Consider the following 13,648-nt stretch of genomic DNA (forward strand, 5'->3'; position numbering starts at 1 on the left):
TTGTGTAGGTAATGGTAATAAGAGTTATAGCATTTTTTTTATGAGAATGCTATTATAGAAGAGGTACGTACAACTACGGTTTGAAAGGATGATACAATGGATACAAAAATGGCCAAGATGATTGATCATACTCAATTAAAGCCTGATACTAAACAAGAAAAAATAGAACAAATTTGTAATGAAGCGAAGGAATACGGTTTCGCTTCCGTATGTGTAAATCCATACTGGGTACCACTTTGCTATGATCTTCTTAAAGATACAGACGTTAAAGTGTGTACAGTTATTGGATTTCCATTAGGTGCTACAACAACTGAAATGAAAGCCTATGAAACGAAGCAAGCCATTGAAAATGGTGCAACTGAAGTGGATATGGTTATCAATATCGGAGCACTTAAGAGCGAAGATTATGAAGCTGTAAAAGCAGATATTGAAGCTGTTGTTCGAGCTACAGAAGGAAAAGCTCTTACAAAAGTAATTATCGAAACATCTCTTCTTACAGATGACGAGAAAGTAAAAGCTTGTCAGCTGGCTAAAGAAGCAGAAGCAGATTTTGTTAAAACATCTACTGGTTTCTCTGGTGGCGGCGCTACAGTAGAAGACGTTCGCTTAATGAGAGAAACAGTTGGACCAGATATGGGTGTTAAAGCTTCTGGTGGCGTACGTGACCGCGAAGGTGCAGACGCAGTAATCGAAGCCGGAGCAACTCGTATCGGCGCAAGTGCAGGAATGCAAATCGTTTCAGGTGGACAAGGTACTTCTGATTACTAATATCACACATCATAGAAATATGTTGACTAAAAACGCATGGGATACTCCGATATTGGAGCTCATGCGTTTTTTTTTTTGGAGACTGGAATAAGCGGAAATTTGATGATTGGGAAAAAGTAATGTTAGTACAAACATCATTCAAAATAAGAGGCATAATCTTGAAGACTTGGATTTGAGATAAATTCAGTTTTTTTAGCAATGAATTGGCAAATAAAGAGGGATGTTTCCGTAGCTTTTTGAGAATAAAGGTGGCCGTGGAACAACTCGCGTCCTCCCGGCGAGCTGGCAAGCCTCCTCAAGCCCAAAATCGGGGCTTTCCGGGGTCTCGCCTACCTCTTTCTCCGGCGGGAGTCTCCTTGTTCCACGGCCACCTTTGCTGTTTTGGGAGGGACGGAAACATGGCCGGAAAAGGGAGTTTTAGGTTGTCGCTCCTATTTTGGAAGAGTTGATCTGAATTTGGCGAGAGTTGCTCCAAAAATCAAGAAGTCGATACTTTTTTCAGAAACTCGTTCCTAATTTCGAAAGCTCGCTAAAAAAGGACTTCATGCACCCTAGCGCAAATCCGACATTGGTTGCGACGGCGCATGTCAACAAAATTGTGGTCGCTCCTGATTTTTATAAGTAGCTCCTTAAATCTCGCTCCTAAATTTCGAAAGTTGCTCCTGTTTTTCGAATCTTGCTCCAAAAGTAGGAAAAGTCGCTCCAGATCCATATAGTTAAGGAATAGGTCACTACTACGCATAACAAACTTGATCAATTTTATGGTAATTGAGGTCGCAGGTCCGATCGCAACATATTGGCAGGGTTGGGTGGGAAACGACGAGACTCCCGCGGGAGAAAGAGGTAGGCAAGATCCCCTGAGGGTGATTTCCCCGAAGGTAGCTTGCCAGCTCGCCCGCAGGACGCAAGTTGTTTCCCATCCAACCCTATTCATTTTAAAGTATCGGACCTATCCCAACATATCTCGACTTCAAGTCCTCAATATAATGGGGCGATTATAGAATAAGGATCAATACAATTAAGAAGTGAATGAAGTGCTTCTGTGAAATTTTACCTTATTTCTTTTTTTCCATGAACCAATAACACAAAAGATGTAAATTGTTTAAGAAATGGAAGCACAACAATAGATGAAATAACATTAAACAGTACCGAAATATGTGCTAGTTGTTGCATTGGTGTGTTAGCTAACCAGCCTGAAACCATAGCCATCTCCTCTAAAAATGGTGCAAATATCAAGACACCAATCACGTTTAACCAAATATGGGCCATCGCTACAAGTTTAGCCTCCTGATTGCTTCCAAGAGATGCGAGCCATGCGGTAATACATGTCCCAATATTGGCTCCAAGCATGATTCCTATAGCGGAGGGCATCGTAAATAACCCTTCATTAAGAAATGACATGGCTATACCCGTGGAAGCAGTGGATGATTGTATGATGGCTGTTAAGACCGTGCCTACAGCAATACTTAATGATGGGAAAAGATTTGTGAAGGCTAACATATCTTGAATAATAGGAAGTTGTTGAATAGGCTGTGCAAGTGTGGAGAATCCATGTAAGGCTACAAACATCGTACCTAAGCCAAATAAGATACCACCAGTACCAAATAAAACGGGCTTTCGAAAAAATAGTAGAATACATCCAAGCACTAACATCGGCCATATAGGTATATTATGTGAAAGGGAGAGCAATTCAAGGGTAACTGTTGTACCGATGTTAGCACCTAACATTATTCCAATTGACTGCTTAAACGATAGAGCACCAACGGCTACTAGACCAACTGTAATAATCATGGTACAAGAACTACTCTGTAAAATACCTGTTACGACAATTCCAGTAAGCATTCCTTTGATTGGGTGGTCAGCAAAAAGAGCTAGGAGGCTCTTCATCCTATGATAAGAAAGCTGGTACAACCCTATTCTTAATATAGTCATTCCAAATAAAAACATAATGATAAATACAGTCAAGAGAGTTAGTATATCCCCCATAGTTGTTCTTCACCCCTATATCATCATATGGACAAGGGGGTAAATCATGAGTGAATTTTTTAAACATTTAGCAATTTGTCGTGAGTAGACATATGTAGACATGCGGATATTTAAAATCCCTCTTAATAATCAAATAGAAAAAAGTTGAACTAACCATTGGAATATATTATAATTGCAAAAGGCATATGTCGAGTAAGAACATGTGCAATATTTTGAAACTGTCTTTTTGCTTTGGAGGGAGGGAAATAGCATGTCAAATAATACTCGCGTACGTAAAAACGAGAACCTTGAAGATGCTCTTCGTCGCTTCAAGAAAAGTGTATCTAAGAATGGTACATTAGCTGAGTACAAAAAACGTGAACATTACGAAAAACCAAGTGTTCGTCGTAAGAAGAAGTCTGAAGCTGCTAGAAAGCGTAAATAAGAGGGTGTAAACTCAATGTCATTACTTGAACGTCTTAACCAAGATATGAAACAAGCTTTAAAGAGTAAAGACAAAGAAAAGCTTTCTGTCATTCGAATGGTGAAAGCATCTTTACAAAATGAAGCTTTAAAACTTGGGAAGGGCGATTTATCTGAGGAAGAAGAATTAACTGTTTTATCTCGTGAGTTAAAACAACGAAAAGATTCCCTCCAGGAGTTTAAAGATGCAGGTCGTGAAGATCTAGCTGAAAAACAAGTAAGAGAAATTGAAATTATTGAATCATATATGCCTTCTCAGCTTTCTGAAGACGAGCTTGATGAGATCGTAAAAGAAACGATTAGCGAACTTGGAGCGACTTCTAAGAAAGACATGGGCAAGGTGATGAGCGCTGTTATGCCTAAAGTGAAAGGTAAAGCGGATGGCTCTCAAGTAAATCAACTTGTACAAAAACATCTATCTTAATAAAAAAACCGCCAGCTTGGCGGTTTTTTTGTATAGGATGGAAATGATAAAATTCAATGCTTGTGTATAACTAAAAAGAGTGAAGTGGCCGCGTCCAGCTCCAGCGCCCAGCGACTAGCAAACTTCCTGCACCTCCTTACGATAAGTCAACATCGAATCGCTGTGGCTCTTCGTGTTTCCTTTATCTCATACGGGCTAAAGGGAAGTTCGATTAGTATCGCTACGTCACGTAGCAACATCGAACCAACCCACGTCGTGTGGGCAGCAGTTTGAGCGTCGCTAGACTGGCGCCCCGAGCTTTTGTTCTATAGGATGGAAAAGATAAACCACTGAGCTATTGTTCACCTTGTGTTAATAATGTGTATATTTGTTATATACAAGTTAATTTTTTGAAACGTTTTCGTATATCCTATCGTATAGAGGGTTAAGAAAGAAAGGAGGGTGGCAATGAAGAGAACAGGTCGCTTCATCTGGATACTATCCTTACTATTACTCGCCTTTCATGTACTAATTTCACATACTATTAGTGCAGAAGGGGAAGGAAAAAGAGTCTATGTTGTCCCTGTAGAACAAGCAGTGGAGAAGGGGTTGGCTTCATTCTTAGAAAGAAGTGTTAAAGAAGCTCGTCAAAGTAATGCGGATCATATTATTTTTTCGATTGATACTCCAGGTGGCGCTGTAGATGCAGCAAGCTCCATTGCTAAACTATTTCAAAATATTGAGATTCCCAACACAGCCTTCGTTGAAAAAAATGCGCTTTCAGCAGGTTCGTACATAGCGCTGAATGCGGATAACATTTATATGACACCAGGTTCTACTATGGGAGCAGCAGGTGTTATTACAGGGGATGGGAATGCCGCTAGTAAAAAGGCTCAGTCTAATTGGATTAAAGCTATGCGAAGCGCTGCAGAGACAGGTGGAAGAGATCCTTTATATGCAGAGGCTATGGCAAATCCAGATATTGACTTACCGAAATACCAGGCAGGCGAAGGGAAATACCTAACCTTAAGTGCTAATGAGGCAGTTGAAGTTGGATACGCTGAAGGTGTTGTTGACGACCGAGAAGCCTTATTAAAGCAATTAAAGCTTGAGGATGCAGAGGTTGTCGAAACTAGCCCGACACTTTCAGAACAAATTGCCAGATTGATTACGAATCCGGTAGTTGTACCAATATTATTATCTATCGCAAGCCTAGGATTTGTTGCTGAACTGTATTCACCTGGTTTTGGTGTAGCTGGCATAATGGGATTATCAGCTTTAGTATTGTTTTTCTATGGACATCTGATTGCTGGGCTAGCAGGTTATGAAACCATTATCTTCTTTGCATTAGGAATCATCTGTATTGTCTTAGAGTTATTTGTTCCAGGGGGAATACTCGGTATCATAGGTGTCGGAGCGGTCATAGGATCGCTGTTTATGACAGGCAATGATATGGGGTATATGGCCATGAGTATCGGGATTGCATTAATGGTTGCTATTATAGCGTCCGTTGTGCTTTTCAAAACGATGGGGTTAGAACGTGGATTTCTTAAGAATATTGTTTTAAATGATTCTACTTCTACTGAGAAGGGTTATATCTCATCAAAAAATAGACTCGATCTTATCGGGTTAGAAGGGACCACCCTAACGCCTCTACGTCCGTCTGGAACTGGTGATTTTGATAATGAGAGAATTGATGTAGTAACAGAAGGTGGGTTTATTGAAAAAGGGAAGCATGTAAAAGTTGTGAAAACGGAAGGAACTCGCGTCATTGTGCGAGAAATTAATGAGGAAGAATAAATAAGGGGGAAAACAGAAATGACTCCAGAACAGTTTATGCCAATTATTTTGGTAGGAATCATTATTATTGCAGTTGCAGTGTTATTCACATTTATTCCAGTAATGCTATGGATTAGTGCACTTGCAGCAGGTGTTAAAATTAGCATTTTTACTCTAATCGGAATGAGATTACGTCGAGTTGTTCCAAACCGCGTTATTAATCCATTAATTAAGGCTCATAAAGCCGGTGTTGATGTTAATACAAACCAATTAGAGAGTCACTACCTGGCCGGTGGTAATGTAGACCGTGTGGTAAATGCTCTAATTGCTGCACAACGTGCAAACATAGAATTGAGCTTTGAACGAGCTGCTGCTATTGACTTAGCTGGTCGAGATGTATTAGAAGCAGTGCAAATGAGTGTAAATCCAAAGGTTATTGAAACGCCATTTATAGCCGGTGTTGCAATGGATGGTATTGAAGTAAAAGCAAAAGCTCGTATTACAGTACGTGCTAACATAGATCGCCTTGTAGGTGGTGCTGGTGAAGATACAGTTATTGCCCGTGTAGGGGAAGGTATTGTTAGTACCATTGGTAGTTCTGAAGATCATAATAAAGTATTAGAAAACCCTGATCGTATTTCTCAGAACGTACTAGGAAAAGGACTGGATGCAGGTACCGCGTTTGAGATTCTATCTATTGATATTGCTGATATTGATATTGGTAAAAACATCGGTGCTATCCTTCAAACGGACCAAGCGGAAGCAGATAAGAATATTGCCCAAGCGAAAGCGGAAGAACGTCGTGCGATGGCTGTGGCAACAGAACAAGAGATGCGTGCTCGTGTACAAGAGATGCAAGCGAAAGTTGTCGAAGCAGAAGCAGAAGTTCCACAAGCAATGGCAGAAGCACTAAGAAGTGGTAATATTGGTGTAATGGATTACTATAACTTGAAGAATATTCAGGCAGACACAGATATGCGTGATGTAATCGGGAAGATGAATAGTGGTGAAAATGAGGAAGAGGATAAATCCTAATGCCTTTTCTAGTAAGTAAGGAGGCTTTTGTATGGGTGACATAATTGAAGTAATCATCAGTAATGCTGTCATCATTGGTGGTGTTATCGCCTTTTTATATAATGCCTTTGCTAACAATAAAAAGGATGAAGAAAAAGGATCAAAACCTTCCAAGACTAAACCGATGCCATCCTTTGGAGGAAGCCAAAACTCAGAACCTTCTACAAATACAAAACAAGAGAAGAAACCTGAATTACAAACGTTTGCGGAAGCCCAACAAGAACGTTACGAGGAAATGAAAAAGAGAAAGCAAGAATCTACTGATCGTTATGCGCATACAGCACAGCCGGCAGGGGAGAATGCAGAACATAATGCACTACCAGACAGACCTAGTGGCAATCAATATAGCCGTGATGCTAATGGTAATCAATACAACCGTGATACATTGCAGCCCTATAAAAAAAGTTCTGCACCCGTTGTGGAAAATATAGATAAGAAATTATCTAGCAAACGATTGATGGAAAGTATTGTCATGGCCGAAGTGCTTGGTTCTCCAAGGGCCAAAAAGCCTTACGGATCAAAAATTAAATAAAAGCAATAAGAAAGCACGAAATGTAGTGATACATTTCGTGCTTTTTTCATACACATGTATGAGAGAGGGGGCGGAGCTGATGAACAAATGGCAGCAAAGGATAGGGAGTTGGATTGCACAGCATTTAGATTTACCATCTGATGTTATTCTTGAACTTCCTAGAATTACGACAATTGGTCAAATTCATGCCTACATAGAAAATCATAAGGGTCTACTCATCTTTTCAGAGCAAGAACTCCGCTTGAAATTAAAACAGGGTCAATTGAAGATAACAGGTAAAAACTTTGTCCTTCGAATGATGCTACCGGAAGAAATCTTACTTGAAGGTACGATAGAACATATATCATTTATTGACCAAAACTAGGGATATCTAGGAGGGCATATATGAAACGGACACAAGGGGTCTTTTTTAATGGGTACACAACGTTTAAGGTAACTGGAAGCTTTCCAGAGTTCTTTTTAAACCGCTGTGTTGAAAATGGTATTGTAATTTGGAATATAAAAAAATTAGACGAGTCTTCCTGTCAGGCAAATATAAAGCTCGAAGATATACCGAAATTAAAAGATTTAAGAAAAAACATGTCTTATAAAATCTCCTTCAGTTCTAGAATTGGATTACCATTTCTCATAAATGCCATATGGAAAAGAAAACCGTTGGTCATTGGTTTCCTGTTAAGCCTTATTTTAATATTTACGTTATCCAATATGGTATGGGATATAGATATCGAGGGAGTAACGCCAGAGATAGAACACAAGATAAAAGAGAATTTAGATGAATATGGGGTACGAAAAGGTGCTTGGAAGTTTAAGCTTGAAACACCTAGTCAAATGCAACAACGACTTCTTAATGATGTTCCGGAACTACTTTGGATTGGAATAACTGAAAAAGGTACAACCTATCATCTACAAGGAGTAGAAAAGACTATTGTGGAAGAGAAAGACGAGGGAGGTCCCCAACACCTTGTTGCTAAGAAAAAAGGCATTATTGTAGACATGTATGTTGAAAAAGGAGAACCTAAAGTCAATGTTAATGATTTCGTACAACCTGGTGACATCTTGGTTTCGGGCTTAATTGGGGGAGAGGATGATCAGCAAGCTGTTCATGCAAAAGGGGAAATCATTGCAGAAACATGGTATGAAAGCGAAGTGTCGATTCCTATAAATGTTGAATATAAAGTCATAACAGGGGAAAAAGAAAAACAATATGCTATATCTCTGTTTAATGCTTCCGTTCCAATTTGGGGGTTTACCAAACCAGATTATAAACAATCTTTTATGGAGGAGAAGGAACATCCTTTATACTTATTCAATTGGAAAATCCCTCTCGCTTTTAAGACTAAGTATATTTGGGAGCAAGAAGTGTTTGAACAAAATAGATCACAGGAGGAAGCAGTGTCAGCAGGTATTGAACAAGCAAAAAGAGAATTAAGCAAGCAATTACCAATTGATGCCAAAATATTAAGGGAAAAAATTTTGCACGAGAAGAAAGAGAATGGTAAAGTAAAATTAATCCTATATATAAAGGTGCAAGAAAATATTGTAAAACCATATCCGATCACTCAAGGAGACTGAAGAATGCAAGAAGAGTTACAAACGATTGACATACAATTAGATAATCCTAACGAAGCTTTAGCTTTATTTGGCAACGGAGACCGCAATCTCAAGCAAATGGAGGAGCAGCTCCAAGTATCGATTGTGACAAGAGGGGAGCATGTAAGTGTTTCTGGAAATAGGGAGCATGTGCTCTTAGTAGAAAGTGTCTTTCACGCGATATTAAAGGTTATTCGTAAAGGATTGACCATCTCAGAACGCGATGTAATCTATGCGATCGATTTGGCTAAAAAGAATAAAATCGAGCAATTTGAAACCTTGTTTGAAGACGAAATCTCAAGGAATACAAAAGGAAAACCAATTCGAGTTAAAACACTTGGTCAACGTAACTATGTTTCTGGAATTAAAAATCATGATTTAGTGTTTGGCATTGGTCCAGCTGGAACAGGTAAAACGTACCTTGCAGTTGTAATGGCAGTACAAGCTTTGAAAAATGGTGAGGTAAAACGGATTATACTAACTCGACCTGCCGTTGAAGCGGGGGAAAGCTTAGGATTTCTTCCAGGAGATCTAAAAGAAAAGGTAGATCCTTATCTACGTCCATTGTACGATGCTCTCCATGATGTTTTAGGCACAGAGCACACAGCGCGTCTAATAGAGAGAGGAACGATTGAGATAGCCCCTCTTGCATACATGAGAGGTAGAACGTTAGATGACGCTTTTGTAATTCTTGATGAAGCTCAAAATACAACACCAGAACAAATGAAAATGTTTATTACTCGTCTTGGATTTGGTTCTAAGATGATTATTACAGGAGATATTACACAAGTAGATTTACCAAAAGGAGTAACCTCAGGACTCAAAACAGCTGAAAAGAGACTTTCCCACATACATGGCGTCGCGTTTCATTATTTAGAACAGTCAGATGTAGTTCGTCATCCAATTGTTCAAAGAGTTATTGATGCTTATGACAAAGGGGAATGATTGATAGTAAGGCCCAAATACAGGGTCTTATTTTCTGTATATACGTCTATAATGGGGTGGAACCATGTATTTGCATTGGCTTAAGAAGCTAACAAAGATTAAAGGTGTTCAAAATACGTCGTTGCAAGTAGGAGTCACTTTACTTATACTTGCGACTGCTTTATTTTTCATGTCTTTTTCCAATGTACAAACTAAAACATATGATGTCGAGCAATTCGAGAAGGCGGAAGAAACGATTCTTTCCCCGATTACAATTGAGGACAAAGCTAAAACAGACGAGAAAAGAAGCCAAGCATTTCAATCTGTAGAAGACATACATACGGTATCCACTGAGGTTATTACAAAGCGAATTAACTATATTAACGATATTTTTAATGCTGTATCTGCAATAGAGTCAAAAGAAAAAAATTCTAAGGTAGAACAAAAAGCAGAACAACTTACCAATATGCTTTCTGATGATATTACAAGTAATCTCAATCAGAAAGTTTTTACTAAACTATTGGCTTCCACACCACAAGAACGTAAATTAGCAGAAGAGCTAATTACGAAAGAAGTAAATGAAATTCTAAAAGATGGGGTCAAAGCTGGTGAAGTTAAAGAAGCCAAGTCAAAAGTACAAAAGCAACTTAATTTTACTAGCTTTAACTCTGATTTAAGAGAAGCTATTCATTCAATTGCTTCTTTTGCAATTATTGAGAGTTCTTTCTTGAATTTATCTAAAACGAATCAAGCTAAAACACAGGCTGCTAATGAAGTTGAGCCTGTTATGATTCGTCAAGGACAAGTGTTGGTTTTTCAGGGTGAAAGAATAACAAGCGACATATATAATCGACTAAAACTAGTGGGGTTGTTAGATAGCAAAAACAATCTTTATCCATACATAGGACTTGTGCTATTCATTGTGCTAGCAATGGGGGTTATCGCATATGAAATACGACATTTACATAAGAGTGGGCGATTAAATCCAGGGAATTTATTAGCTATTGGTGTCATAAGTATGTTAGCTTTTTTGTTTATGGAAATTGGAAGCTTTTTACAAGATACTTGGGACAAATTATACTTTGCTGTACCATTAGCAACCTGTGCATTCTTATTAAAAATTCTAATTCAAGAAAGAATAGCTATAATTCTTTCAGTTATTTATGCTGTTTTTGCTACGATATTCTTTAATCAGCAGATACCTGGTACACTAAACGTTGAAGCGGGATTATTTTTATTATTTTCGCAAATAAGTGCTATTATGTTGCTTAACAACCGAAGAGATCGAATGTATCTTCTTAAATCAGGGTTAGGTGTAACGGTGATAAATGTGGTGTTAGTCATAGTGTTTACATGTTTATCTTATGAGCCTTTGTCTTTTTCTGCTATACTTGTACTTATGCTTTTCGCAGTTCAATCAGCTTTCTTATCCTCTGTACTCACTTTAGGATTGTTACCTTTTTTTGAAGCAGGATTAGGCATTCTTTCAGATACAAAGCTTCTAACGTTAGCAAATCCCAATCACCCTTTATTACGTAAGATATTAACAGAAACTCCAGGGACGTATCATCATAGTATTATGGTGGCGAATTTAAGTGAATCAGCATGTGAAGCGATTGGTGCCAATGGTTTATTGGCGAGAGTGGGTTCTTATTATCATGATTTAGGTAAAACTTATAAACCTCATTATTTTATTGAAAATCAAATGGGAATAAAAAATCCACATGACATGATTGAACCAGAGCAAAGTGCGGAAATAATAATAGAGCACCCTTATTTAGGTGCAGAAACATTGCGAAAGCACAAGATGCCTCAAGAGATTGTTGATATTGCCGAACAGCATCATGGTACTACTTTGTTAAAGTATTTTTATCATAAGGCTAGTGAAGCTAATCCCTCCATATCGGAACACCAATTTCGGTATCCTGGACCAAAGCCTCAAACCAAAGAAGCGGCAATCATTAGCATATGTGATTCTGTAGAAGCTGCTGTGAGATCGTTAAAACAACCAACCACCGAGGATATTGAAGAGATTGTTAGGTCCATTATTACAGATAGGTTGTTAGATGGTCAGTTATCCTCTAGTCCGCTAACAATGAGAGAATTAGATCAAGTACAAATAGCAATATGCGAGACTCTACAAGGTATTTTTCATTCTCGAATCCAATATCCAGAAAGCAAACAAACTATTAAGGAGGCTACATAATGTACATTGATTTCCATGATGAAACAAATTCAGTAGAAGAAAATTTTATCGACCTTATCCAACGTATCTTAAATTTTGCAGCTCAGAAAGAGAACATAACTGATGAAGCGGAAATATCTGTTTCATTTGTAGATAACAAAGAAATTCAAATTATTAACCGCAATTACCGACAAAAAGATGAGCCAACAGATGTCATTTCGTTTGCTATGCAAGAAGAGGGAGAAGATGAAATGAAGATTATTGGTGAGGAAATGCCTGTTTTATTAGGGGATATTGTTATATCTATTGACCGAGCTAAGGAACAAGCAGAGGAATATAATCACTCTCTTGAGAGAGAATTAGGCTTTTTAGCCTTGCATGGTTTCTTACATCTTCTTGGATATGATCATCAATCTAAAGAAGATGAAAGCAATATGTTTACAAGACAAGAGGATATACTAAATGAGTTCGGGCTCAAAAGAAACTAAATCAAGGAAGTGGATTGGGTTTTCCTTTGCTTGGAATGGACTTAAAGAGGTTATCAAGACGGAACGAAATTTTCGAATACATTGCGTGATTACCTTATTTGTGATTGCATTTAGTTTTTTTGTAGGATTATCCCTTATGGAGTGGGGAGTTCTTGTATTAGCTATTACATTCGTTTTAACAATGGAAATGCTTAATTCGGCTATAGAAAGAGTGATGGATTTTCTTTCTCCTGAACATCACCCTCTCGTAGGGAAGATAAAAGATATTACAGCTGGAGCAGTATTTGTTGCTGCACTAGCATCTGTCATTATTGGTTGTATTTTATTTATTCCTAAATTTCTTTAGCCCTGGTATAAGCACCAGGGCTTTTTCGGATATACGCAAGTGTCCACTTATATGTCGAAATCTATACGGAATTACAAAAAAACGTTCTATCTGTAATAGGTTTTGTCGATTACATGAAAAGGCAATGATTTTGTAGTAAAATAGATTAAAATCAAACACTCAACAAAATGAAATATCTACTTGGAGGATACAACATGTCAGCAAGTTTTAAGTCAGGATTCATATCCATTATTGGAAGACCAAATGTAGGGAAATCCACTTTTATGAATCGAGTCATCGGAGAAAAAATAGCAATTATGAGCGACAAAGCTCAGACTACACGAAATAAAATTCAAGGTGTGTACACTAGCGAAGAAGCTCAATTAGTATTCCTTGATACACCAGGTATTCATAAACCTAAGCATAAGCTTGGTAACTTTATGGTTAATACAGCTGAACAAACTTTAAATGAAGTTGACTTAGTATTGTTTATGATTAATGCAAAAGAAGGCTTTGGGCGTGGTGACGAGTTTATCATTAATATGCTTCAAAAAGTAAAGCAGCCTGTTTATCTCATCATAAATAAAATTGATCAGGTGCACCCAGATGAATTACTGCCTATTATTGAGGAGTACAGGACGAAATATGAATTTGAAGAAATAATCCCTATTTCAGCACTAGAAGGTAACAATGTGGACCACCTATTAAACACCATGGTTTCCTTAATGCCAGAGGGTCCTCAATATTACCCTGAAGATCAAATAACTGATCATCCAGAACGTTTCGTAATAGGTGAGTTGATTCGTGAGAAGGCATTGCATTTAACACATGAGGAAATTCCGCACTCTATTGCAGTAGCTATCGATTCTATTGATGAACGTGAAGAAAACGACAAGGTATATGTACAGGCAACAATTGTTACAGAACGACCGAGTCAAAAAGGGATCATTATTGGAAAGCAAGGTAAAATGTTAAAGGAAATTGGTCAAAGAGCTAGGGAAGACATTGAGGCTTTATTAGGAACAAAAATTTATTTAGACCTTTGGGTTAAAGTACAAAAGGATTGGCGGAATCGACCAAGTCAATTACAGGATTTCGGATATGATGAAAGCGAATATTAAGATGGTAAATT

Annotated in this window: 14 protein-coding genes; 13 read left to right on the forward strand and 1 reads right to left on the reverse strand. The window is 38.1% G+C overall.

All coding sequences use genetic code 11. The features are described 5' to 3' along the window. Window positions 1–96 precede the first annotated feature (96 nt). On the forward strand, window positions 97–768 hold the full coding sequence (gene deoC, locus N782_RS08055; RefSeq protein WP_036818287.1) for a deoxyribose-phosphate aldolase: 672 nt from the start codon (window positions 97–99) through the stop codon (window positions 766–768). Between the two features lie 1,050 nt (window positions 769–1,818). On the opposite strand, the gene N782_RS08060 is transcribed toward deoC, so the two are convergent. Next, window positions 1,819–2,754 carry a Na/Pi symporter gene (locus tag N782_RS08060; RefSeq protein WP_036818289.1) on the reverse strand — a complete coding sequence of 312 codons (936 nt, stop codon included), beginning with the start codon at window positions 2,752–2,754 and terminating at the stop codon, window positions 1,819–1,821. 250 nt (window positions 2,755–3,004) lie between these two features. Between N782_RS08060 and rpsU the strand changes: the two genes are divergently transcribed. The 12 genes from rpsU to era all read left to right on the forward strand — a co-directional run bounded on the left by rpsU (window position 3,005) and on the right by era (window position 13,637). Beyond that, on the forward strand, window positions 3,005–3,178 hold the full coding sequence (gene rpsU, locus N782_RS08065; protein ID WP_036818291.1) for a 30S ribosomal protein S21: 174 nt from the start codon (window positions 3,005–3,007) through the stop codon (window positions 3,176–3,178). 15 nt (window positions 3,179–3,193) lie between these two features. After that, complete coding sequence (locus tag N782_RS08070; RefSeq protein WP_036818294.1) at window positions 3,194–3,640, forward strand: GatB/YqeY domain-containing protein; 447 nt, start codon at window positions 3,194–3,196, stop codon at window positions 3,638–3,640. A gap of 447 nt (window positions 3,641–4,087) precedes the next feature. Next, window positions 4,088–5,419, forward strand: coding sequence for an NfeD family protein (locus tag N782_RS08075; protein WP_036818297.1), 1,332 nt, complete (start codon window positions 4,088–4,090; stop codon window positions 5,417–5,419). Between the two features lie 18 nt (window positions 5,420–5,437). Beyond that, complete coding sequence (floA, locus tag N782_RS08080; RefSeq protein ID WP_036818299.1) at window positions 5,438–6,433, forward strand: flotillin-like protein FloA; 996 nt, start codon at window positions 5,438–5,440, stop codon at window positions 6,431–6,433. A 31-nt stretch (window positions 6,434–6,464) separates the two neighbouring features. Continuing rightward, complete coding sequence (locus N782_RS08085; RefSeq protein ID WP_036818301.1) at window positions 6,465–7,004, forward strand: hypothetical protein; 540 nt, start codon at window positions 6,465–6,467, stop codon at window positions 7,002–7,004. Between the two features lie 79 nt (window positions 7,005–7,083). Then, window positions 7,084–7,368, forward strand: coding sequence for a sporulation protein YqfC (gene yqfC, locus N782_RS08090; RefSeq protein ID WP_202595678.1), 285 nt, complete (start codon window positions 7,084–7,086; stop codon window positions 7,366–7,368). A 20-nt stretch (window positions 7,369–7,388) separates the two neighbouring features. Continuing rightward, a complete protein-coding gene (gene yqfD, locus N782_RS08095) occupies window positions 7,389–8,576 on the forward strand; it encodes a sporulation protein YqfD (protein WP_036818304.1) in 1,188 nt (395 codons plus the stop codon). A gap of 3 nt (window positions 8,577–8,579) precedes the next feature. Beyond that, window positions 8,580–9,539, forward strand: a complete 960-nt coding sequence (locus tag N782_RS08100) for a PhoH family protein (RefSeq protein WP_036818306.1) — start codon at window positions 8,580–8,582, stop codon at window positions 9,537–9,539. A 64-nt stretch (window positions 9,540–9,603) separates the two neighbouring features. Further along, window positions 9,604–11,724, forward strand: coding sequence for an HD family phosphohydrolase (locus tag N782_RS08105; RefSeq protein ID WP_036818308.1), 2,121 nt, complete (start codon window positions 9,604–9,606; stop codon window positions 11,722–11,724). After that, window positions 11,724–12,191 (forward strand): rRNA maturation RNase YbeY, encoded by a 468-nt coding sequence (ybeY, locus tag N782_RS08110; protein WP_036818310.1) that lies wholly within the window; start codon window positions 11,724–11,726, stop codon window positions 12,189–12,191. The genes N782_RS08105 and ybeY overlap by 1 nt, the downstream gene beginning before the upstream one ends. Further along, entirely contained in the window at window positions 12,166–12,537 is a 372-nt protein-coding gene (locus N782_RS08115) for a diacylglycerol kinase family protein (protein WP_036818313.1), read from the forward strand. The genes ybeY and N782_RS08115 overlap by 26 nt, the downstream gene beginning before the upstream one ends. A 194-nt stretch (window positions 12,538–12,731) precedes the next feature. Beyond that, window positions 12,732–13,637 (forward strand): GTPase Era, encoded by a 906-nt coding sequence (gene era, locus N782_RS08120; protein ID WP_036818316.1) that lies wholly within the window; start codon window positions 12,732–12,734, stop codon window positions 13,635–13,637. The last annotated feature ends 11 nt before the right edge of the window (window positions 13,638–13,648 follow it).

It is taken from the genome of Pontibacillus yanchengensis Y32 (genome assembly GCF_000770635.1).
Lineage (GTDB): Bacteria > Bacillota > Bacilli > Bacillales > BH030062 > Pontibacillus > Pontibacillus yanchengensis.